Annotated in this window: 5 protein-coding genes and 1 pseudogene; 2 read left to right on the top strand and 4 right to left on the bottom strand. The window is 73.7% G+C overall.

What is annotated here, in order from left to right; translation table 11 throughout:
- A pseudogene (locus ACOJUF_RS08330) lies at positions 1-388 on the top strand (hypothetical protein); the annotation flags it as partial.
- Between the two features lie 55 nt (positions 389-443).
- Here the strand turns inward: ACOJUF_RS08330 and ACOJUF_RS08325 are convergent.
- The 4 genes from ACOJUF_RS08325 to ACOJUF_RS08310 all read right to left on the bottom strand — a co-directional run bounded on the left by ACOJUF_RS08325 (position 444) and on the right by ACOJUF_RS08310 (position 4,551).
- Positions 444-1,592 carry an acyl-CoA dehydrogenase family protein gene (locus ACOJUF_RS08325; protein ID WP_420121395.1) on the bottom strand — a complete coding sequence of 383 codons (1,149 nt, stop codon included), beginning with the start codon at positions 1,590-1,592 and terminating at the stop codon, positions 444-446.
- 112 nt (positions 1,593-1,704) lie between these two features.
- Positions 1,705-2,238 carry a 5-(carboxyamino)imidazole ribonucleotide mutase gene (gene purE, locus ACOJUF_RS08320; protein ID WP_420121394.1) on the bottom strand — a complete coding sequence of 178 codons (534 nt, stop codon included), beginning with the start codon at positions 2,236-2,238 and terminating at the stop codon, positions 1,705-1,707.
- On the bottom strand, positions 2,235-3,521 hold the full coding sequence (locus tag ACOJUF_RS08315) for a 5-(carboxyamino)imidazole ribonucleotide synthase (RefSeq protein ID WP_420121393.1): 1,287 nt from the start codon (positions 3,519-3,521) through the stop codon (positions 2,235-2,237). The genes purE and ACOJUF_RS08315 overlap by 4 nt, the downstream gene beginning before the upstream one ends.
- 274 nt (positions 3,522-3,795) lie before the next feature.
- Positions 3,796-4,551 (bottom strand): hypothetical protein, encoded by a 756-nt coding sequence (locus ACOJUF_RS08310; protein WP_420121392.1) that lies wholly within the window; start codon positions 4,549-4,551, stop codon positions 3,796-3,798.
- A gap of 346 nt (positions 4,552-4,897) precedes the next feature.
- On the opposite strand from ACOJUF_RS08310, the gene ACOJUF_RS08305 reads away from it, so the two are divergent.
- On the top strand, positions 4,898-5,601 hold a 704-nt coding region (locus ACOJUF_RS08305; RefSeq protein WP_420121391.1), incomplete at its 3' end, for a sigma-70 family RNA polymerase sigma factor.

Below are 5,601 nucleotides of genomic sequence, written 5' to 3'. Positions count from 1 at the left end.
GCTGCAGCGCAACGTCGCCGACGCGATCCTGCCGCAGGCCGACCGGTTCGTCCCCCGCCGTCCCGGCCCGGGCCCGGACGACGTGGCCGTGCTGACAGGATCCGCCGGCCCGGCCGGCCGGCTGACCGTGGCCGGGGTGCTCGCCGCCACGGCCCGGGCGGCGGCGACGCTCGGCGACGGGGCCGTGCTGCTGGCCGCGGGCCCGCCGACCCTGGCCGGGGTCCCGACCGGCCCGCTCGCGGCCTGGGCGACCGGGGGAACCTTCGTCGTCGCCGGGTCGCCGGCCGATCGGGTCGCCGTCGAGCGGGTGGCCGCCGACGAGCGGGCCACCGTCACCCTCGGCGTCGACGTGCCGGGCCTGCCCCGATCCGTCCCGCCGGCCGGCTGACCCGGCCCGGCTGCGGACCGGGCCCGGCTCGTCCCCCGGCCGGGGCGGCCGGGCGCTACTTCAGCAGCGCGCGGGCCATCACCAGGCGCTGGACCTGGTTGGTGCCCTCGTAGATCTGGGTGATCTTGGCGTCCCGCATCATCCGCTCGACCGGGAAGTCGCGGGTGTAGCCGGCGCCGCCGAGCAGCTGGACGGCGTCGACGGTCACCTTCATCGCCACGTCGGAGGCCAGGCACTTGGCCGCGGCCGACAGGTACGTCTTGTTGGCGTCGCCCCGCTCGGCCGCCGCGGCCGACTGGTAGACCAGCGTGCGGGCCGCGTCGACCTGCATGGCCATGTCGGCCAGCATGAACTGCAGGCCCTGGAACTCGGCCAGATGCTTGCCGAACTGCTTGCGCTCCTTGACGTAGGCCACGGCCACGTCCAGGGCGCCCTGGGCCAGGCCGATCGCCTGGGCCCCGATCGTCGGCCGGGTGTGGTCGAGCGTGGCCATCGCGGTGGCGAACCCGGTGCCCGGTTCGCCGATGATCCGGTCCCCGGGGATGCGGCAGTTCTCGAAATGGATCTCCCGGGTCGGCGAGCCCTTGATGCCCAGCTTGCGTTCCTTGGTGCCGACCACGAACCCCGGGTCGTCGGCGTGCACGACGAACGCGCTGATGCCCTTGGACCGCTTGTCCGGATCGGTCACCGCCATGACGGTGTACCAGCTCGACACCCCGGCGTTGGTGATCCAGCACTTGGTGCCGTTGAGCACCCACTCCTCGCCGTCGCGGACCGCACGGGTGCGCATCGCCGCGGCGTCCGAGCCGGCCTCCCGCTCGGACAGCGCGTAGGAGATCATCGCCTCCCCGGCCGCGATGGACGGCAGCACCTGCTGCTTGAGCTCGGGCGATGCGGACAGCAGCAGCGGCATGGAGCCGAGCTTGTTGACCGCCGGGATGAGTGAGGACGATCCGCAGGCCCGGGCGACCTCCTCGATCACGATGACCGTGGCGACCGCGTCGGCCCCGGCGCCGTCGTAGTCCTCCGGGATGTGCACGGCCTGGAAACCCGCGGCGGTCAGCGCCTTCTGCGCCTCGATCGGGTAGCGCTCGCGCTCGTCGACGTCGGCGGCATGCGGCGCGATCTCGTGCTCGGCCAGGTCCCGGATCGCCTCCCGGATCGCCCGGTGGTCCTCGGTCAGGGTGAACAGATCGGTGGTCATCCAGCCGCCTTCGCTTGAAGTTACCCGTCGGTAACTCCCGATGGTAGCCCCGCCGGGCGCGCCGAAACCGTCCGCATTCACCGGGATGCGGACGGCGCCCGCGCTTGCCGGGTCAGCGGCCGGTGGTGGACCGCAGCGTCTCGTGCTTGGTCAGCACCATGCGCTCCAGGCTCTGCGCGAAGCCGGCCAGGTCGCCGCGCAGCCGGGCCGCCGTCTCGCCCTCGCCCGCGGCGAGGATGCGCACGGCCAGCAGCCCGGCGTTACGCGCGCCGCCGATCGAGACGGTGGCGACCGGGATGCCGGCGGGCATCTGGACGATCGACAGCAGGGAGTCCATGCCGTCCAGGGTGGCCAGTGGCACGGGCACGCCGATCACCGGCAGGATCGTCGCGGACGCGACCATCCCCGGCAGGTGGGCGGCCCCGCCCGCGCCGGCGATGATCACCCGCAGGCCCCGCTCGGCGGCGGCCCCGGCATAGTCGAGCATCCGCCGCGGCGTGCGGTGCGCGGAGTACACGCCGACCTCGTACGGCACGTCGAACTCGTCGAGCAGCTCGCCCGCGGCCGACATCACCCGCCAGTCCGAGTCGGACCCCATGATCAGGCCGACCACCACGGCACGCCCGCTCGCCGCACCCTGGCTCATGAGAGCACCGCCTCCTCCTGCCGGGCCGGACGGGGATCCGCGGCGTGCGCGTCCCACCCGTCCGCCCAGACGCCCTCGCTGAGCCAGGTCGCGGCCACGCCGGCCACCCGCCGCAGCTCACCCAGGTCCGAGCCGAGCACGTTCACGTGGCCCAGCTTGCGGCCGGGGCGGAACGCCTTGCCGTACAGATGCACCTTGACCTGGGGGAACCGGGCGGCCAGGTGATGCACCCGCTCGTCCAGACCGATCCCGGCCCCGGGCCCGTCGGCCGGCCCGCCGAGCACGTTGCCCATCACGGTGAACGGGGCCAGCAGATCGGTGCGGCCCAGCGGGTAGTCCAGGACCGCCCGCAGGTGCTGCTCGAACTGGCCGGTCACCGAGCCGTCCATGCTCCAGTGCCCGGAATTGTGCGGGCGCATCGCCAGTTCGTTGACCAGCAGGCCGTCCGGGGCGGCGGGCCCCGGGTCGACCTCGAACAGCTCGACCGCCAGCACCCCGACGACCCCCAGCTCCCCGGCGATGCGCAGGGCCAGCCGGCCCGCGGCCGCCGCCCGGTCGTCGTCCAGGCCGGGGGCGGGCGCGATCACCTCGACGCAGATGCCGTCGGACTGCACCGTCTGCACCACCGGCCAGGCCGCCGCCTGGCCGAAGGGGGAACGGGCCACCACCGCGGCCAGCTCGCGGCGCATCGGCACGAAGGCCTCGAGGACCAGGTGCCCCGCGCCGGGCAGGCCCAGGTCGGCCGGGGCACCGTCCGGGGCGGCGTCCAGGTCGGCGGCCGATCGGATCACCCAGACCCCGCGGCCGTCATAGCCGCCGCGGGCGGTCTTGACCACGCAGGGCCAGCCGTGCTCGTCGCCGAACTCCCGGATGCGATCGGACCGGTCCGGGTCGGCGGCGTCGATGACGGCGAAGGCGGGCACCGGCGCGCCGAGGGCGGCCAGCCGGTTCCGCATCAGCGCCTTGTCCTGGGCGTACTGCAGCGCGTCGGCCCCCGGGTAGACCGCATGGCCCTCGGCCACCAGGGTGCGGATGTGCTCGCCGGGAACGTGCTCGTGGTCGAAGGTGACGACGTCGCACTGCCGGGCGAACGCCCGCAACGCCTCGAGATCGGTGTGGTGCCCGAGCATCACGTCGGGGGTGACCAAGGCGGCGCTGTCATCCGCCGCCACCGACAGGACCCGCAGGGTCTGACCGAGCGGGATCGCCGCCTGATGCGTCATCCTCGCCAACTGGCCGCCGCCGACCATGCCGACCCGGGGCATACCGGTCCGTTCGTCCACACGAGCAGCGTAGTTGGCCGCGACGGGCCGTCCGTCACCGCCGACGCCCCCGGTCGGCGCGCCCGTTCCCCGGCCCGATCGGCGAATCGTCCTCGGGGCGATGATCGTCCCGCCACACGCCGGCCGATGGTCTCGGCCGGGCGGCAGGACGATCATCGCGCCCATCGAGCGCCCATCCCCGGCGCTCGATCACCCTCCCCGGGTCGTGCCACGGCGGCCGTGCGGCCGCCGTGCGTTCGTGAGCCCGCGAGGGTGGCCTCGCGCGCTCGGCCACCTAACGGGCCAGTTCCTCGATCAGGTCGGTCGCGGCGCGCCCGTGGTCCGGCAACCGCTCGATCCAGATCCGGGCCGGCGCATCGCTGGACCGGCGCTCCCGGCGCAGCCGTTCGGCCACCAGCTCCGCGAGCAGCTGGGTGCGGCGCCCCAGCGTCGGGGCGCGGTCGGTCAGGATCACGGCCATGTGGTCGGCCAGCCGGGCCAGGGTGTGGCCCCCATCGAACACCGAGCGCATCGCGTCGCCCGCCAGGATCAGCGGGGTGAGCCGGTCCCAGCCGGCCCGTCCGGCCAGGTTGAGCCGGACGGTCACCAATGCATGGGTCGTGGAGACCTTGGCACCGTCGACATCGGCCGCCTGGTAGACCTCACCCAGCCGGGTCCGCAGGTAGTCGACCGAGACCAGACCGGTCAACGGATCGAAGACCGCGAGGTGTGGTCGGGTCATTCGTTCGGCCCACCCGAGTGAGGCAGCCCGCTGGATGACCCCTTCGGCGACATCGGGCACCAGGCACGCCAGCCCGTCCAGGTCGGCCAGGGTCTCGCCCAGCGACACCCCCTGTTCGGCCCGGACGGCGCCCAGCCGTTCGGCCGGGGCCCAGATGTTCCGGCCCAGCAGGCAGGCCTCGCACAGGGCGTCCACCGCGGGGTGGTGCCAGTCGGACACGAACGCCCAGCCGGCCGCCCTGGACTGTTCGTACCAGCGTTCGCGCAGTTCACCGCTGGTCGGGGTGGTCAGATGCGAGAGGTGATTCATCTGGCGGGCGCCCTCCTCCACCGCTCGTGCCGGCCCGGCAACCGGTCCGGCCGGACCCGGACGGTCCGGGCCCCCACTGCATGCGTCACGGAAGAGACGGACGTGGGCCGCCGTCATCACGCGATCCGGCAAAAGTTTTTTTCCCGGGCGGGTGAGGCGTCCCCCGGGCGGGTCGATCACCGGTGACCGGACGGATACCGACGGCTCGAATTAGCCCGTTCGAGACAAGCGGACCCGTTGGGCGGTGACGGCCGACGGCGGCGTAGGTGACAATGACAGCGCATTCGGCGCGGGGTGCTCGGGGGTCCGGGCCCGTCCCCCGCGGGTGAGGTCGAGGAGGTCCGGCGTGGCGGACGAGGAAGCGGACGGCTATGTCGTCAGCGACCCCGAGCTGATCACGCAGGTTCGGTCCGGCAACCGGGAGGCGTTCGGCGAGCTGTACCGCCGGCACGCGGGGCCGGCCGCCACGCTGGCCCGGCAGTTCGCGCGGAACGCGGCGGAGGCCGACGACCTGGTCGCTGAGTCGTTCGCCCGGGTGCTGGACAACCTGTTGGAGGGCAAGGGTCCGGATTCGGCGTTCCGCGCGTACCTGTTCACCACCATCCGCAACACCGCCTACGACCGCACCCGCAAGGACAAGCGGCTGCAGTTCACCGACGACATGACGACCCACGACGCACCGGTCGTCGGCGACGACCCGGTGCTGATGAAGATGGAGAGCGGGCTCGTCGCATCCGCCTTCGCGCAGCTGCCGGAGCGGTGGCAGGCGGTGCTGTGGCACACCCAGGTGGAAGGCGAGTCACCCGCCCAGGTCGGCCGGTTGCTCGGGATGGCGCCCGGCGCGGTGTCCTCGCTGGCGTTCCGGGCCCGGGAGGGCCTGCGCGAGGCCTACCTCCAGGCGCACCTGGCCGAGACGGCGGCCGACGAGTGCCGGTCGACCGTCGAGCGGCTCGGCGCGTGGACCCGCGGCGGCCTGTCGAAGCGGGAGACGCAGCAGGTCGACGGCCACCTGCGCACCTGTGACCGCTGCCGGGCCCTGGCCGCCGAGCT

Source organism: Nakamurella sp. (assembly GCF_048594475.1).
Classification (GTDB): domain Bacteria; phylum Actinomycetota; class Actinomycetes; order Mycobacteriales; family Nakamurellaceae; genus Nakamurella.
The sequence above is the reverse complement of the archived record's forward strand: the minus strand, read 5'-3'. Positions and strand labels throughout refer to the sequence as shown.